Source organism: Streptomyces sp. NPDC054956 (assembly GCF_053609185.1).
In genome coordinates this window covers 3,430-5,807 of the sequence record NZ_JBSGXB010000406.1, presented here as the reverse complement: position 1 = coordinate 5,807, position 2,378 = coordinate 3,430, and the positions used below count along the sequence as shown (strand labels likewise).

Below are 2,378 nucleotides of genomic sequence, written 5' to 3'. Positions count from 1 at the left end.
CCATCGGCCCGCAGGCACCGCCGAGCACCGCCACCGCGAGCACCACCGGCGTCGGTGCCCGCCCGAGCAGCACGGCCAGGGCCGCCACGGCCGCGGTGAACCCCGCCAGGGCGCCCACGTGGAAGAGCCGGGGCCGGCGCGACCTGGCCGCGGCGACGCCCGCGAGCGGGGCCGCCAGTACGTGCGGAGCCAGCCAGGCGGTCAGGACGAACGCGCCGTGCGCCGCGCTCCCGGTGCGCTCCAGGGCGAGGAGCACCACCGCCATGCCCATTCCCTCGGAGGCGAACCGCGCTGCCAGCGCGGCGGCCAAGTACCGCCCGAGCCCCTGCATTCCGGCCCTCCCGCCATGTAACGTGATGGAGAAACAAGACGTTACGTCATTCGGATGTAAGGCGAAAGGATCGCGGCATGGCGGACTCCGGCGGAGGATTCTCGGCGGCCCGGCGGCTGGTCGATCTCGCCGAGGCGGTCCGCGTGGCGCCCCAACTGCCCCGCGCCGAGCTGGTGTCACTGCTCGCGCGGCACGGGGAGCGCCCCGGCGACCTCACCGACCGGGCGTTCACCGAGGCCGACGCGGCCGCGCTGCGCGCCGCCGCCCGGCGGATGGGGGAGGTGCTCGCGGAGGGCGACGGGGACCGCGCGGCCCGGGCCCTCAACGCCCTCTTCGAGGAGTACGGCACCCGCCCCCGGCTCACCCGTCATGACGGCCACCCCTGGCACCTGCACGTGGACCGGGGGGAGGGCGCGGGCTGGGACGGCTGGTTCCTCGCCTCGGGCGCGCTGGTGCTCGCCGGACTGCTCACCGAGTACGGGCGGGTCGCCTGGGGTGCCTGCGCCGCGGAGGGCTGCGGCAGTTACTTCCTCGGCACCGGCCCCGGCAGCGCCCGCCGCTACTGCTCCACCACCTGTGCCACGCGGGCCCGGGTCGCCGCCCACCGGCGCCGCAAGAGGGCCGAAAGGGCGGCGGGTTGACGGCAGGTGCGGATTTCGGTCAATAGGAAACCTTCCTGTCTGACATCGTTGTCAGGTTGGCATGCGCATGAGTATCTTCGGCCGCAGGAATCCCCCCACGGACCCTCCGAAGGAACCCCACCTCCGACCGGAAGGCGCTTCATGCGTTACGGAGTCCCCGCCGGGCTGCTCGCGACGGCCCTCGGCCTGGTCGCGGCGCTGACCCTCGCCCCCACCTCCGCCGCCCACCCCACGAACACCACCACCGCCACGCTCGCCGCCCCCGCACCGGCCGCCGCCCCCTCGGCCTTCGCCCACCCCGGAGTCCTCAACAGCCGCGCCCAGCTGGACTTCGTACGGGCCAAGGTGCAGGCCGGACAGCAGCCGTGGAAGGAGGCCTTCGACGACATGCTGGCGAGCCGGTACGGCTCACTGTCCCGAACGCCCAAGCCGCGCGCCGTCGTCGAGTGCGGCTCCTACTCCAATCCGAACATCGGCTGCACCGACGAGCGGGAGGACGCGATAGCCGCGTACACCGACGCGCTCGCCTGGTACATCACCCGCGACGCCCGGTACGCGAAGAAGTCGATCGAGCTCATGGACGCGTGGTCGGCGCAGATCAAGGACCACACCAACAGCAACGCCCCGCTGCAGAGCGGCTGGGCGGGCTCCACCTGGCCGCGCGCCGCCGAGATCGTCAAGCACACGTACACCGGCGGCTGGCCGAACCAGGGACGTTTCGCGACGATGCTGCGCGAGGTCTACCTGCCCGAGGTGATCGGCGGGAAGCCGAACAGCAACGGCAACTGGGAACTGATCATGATGGACGCGGCCGTCGGCATCTCCGTCCACCTCGACGACCGCGCGAGCTACGACAAGGCGATGGCGATCTACCTCGGGCGGGTGCCCGCCTACTTCTACCTGGCCTCCGACGGGCCGCAGCCGAAGTACCCGCCGCGCTCCACCATCGACAGCAGGAGCGAGCTGATCGACTACTGGCACGGCCAGAGCACCTTCGTGGACGGTCTGGCGCAGGAGACCTGCCGGGACTTCGGGCACACCGGCATGGGGATCGCGGCGACGATGCACGTGGCCGAGACCTCGCGCATCCAAGGGCGCGACCTGTACCCGGAGTTCAAGGACCGGTTCCGGCACGCGCTGGGCTTCCACGCCAAGTACGAGCTCGGCGAGGCCGTGCCCTCCTGGCTGTGCGGCGGGACCCTGGCCAAGGGCCTGGGACCGGCCACCGAGGTCGGCTACAACGCCCTGCACACCCGGCTCGGCGTCACGCTGGAGAACACCCGCAGGCTCACCGAGGGCCGTCGCCCGGCGGGTACCGAAAACCACTTCGAAGCGTGGGAGACGCTGACCCACGCGGACAACCCGAACTGACGGGCCCGGCCGTCCGGTTGTGTGACGGGCCGGCC

The 2,378-nt window shown here is 72.3% G+C and carries 2 protein-coding genes and 1 pseudogene; 2 read left to right on the top strand and 1 reads right to left on the bottom strand.

Annotated elements, in window-relative coordinates:
* Positions 1–331, bottom strand: a pseudogene (locus tag ACWGDE_RS35270) (MFS transporter); the annotation flags it as partial.
* Positions 332–408: 77 nt separating this feature from the next.
* Between ACWGDE_RS35270 and ACWGDE_RS35265 the strand changes: the two are divergent.
* Together ACWGDE_RS35265 and ACWGDE_RS35260 are read left to right on the top strand one after the other, a co-directional pair.
* A complete protein-coding gene (locus tag ACWGDE_RS35265) occupies positions 409–972 on the top strand; it encodes a CGNR zinc finger domain-containing protein (protein ID WP_453393147.1) in 564 nt (187 codons plus the stop codon).
* A gap of 141 nt (positions 973–1,113) precedes the next feature.
* Complete coding sequence (locus ACWGDE_RS35260; protein WP_453393146.1) at positions 1,114–2,343, top strand: alginate lyase family protein; 1,230 nt, start codon at positions 1,114–1,116, stop codon at positions 2,341–2,343.
* Positions 2,344–2,378 lie beyond the last annotated feature (35 nt).

Excerpts from the sequence above, each read along its gene's own strand:
- ACWGDE_RS35260 (WP_453393146.1), top strand. The coding sequence starts at position 1,114 with ATGCGTTACGGAGTCCCCGCCGGGCTGCTCGCGACGGCCCTCGGCCTG.
- ACWGDE_RS35265 (WP_453393147.1), top strand. The coding sequence starts at position 409 with ATGGCGGACTCCGGCGGAGGATTCTCGGCGGCCCGGCGGCTGGTCGAT.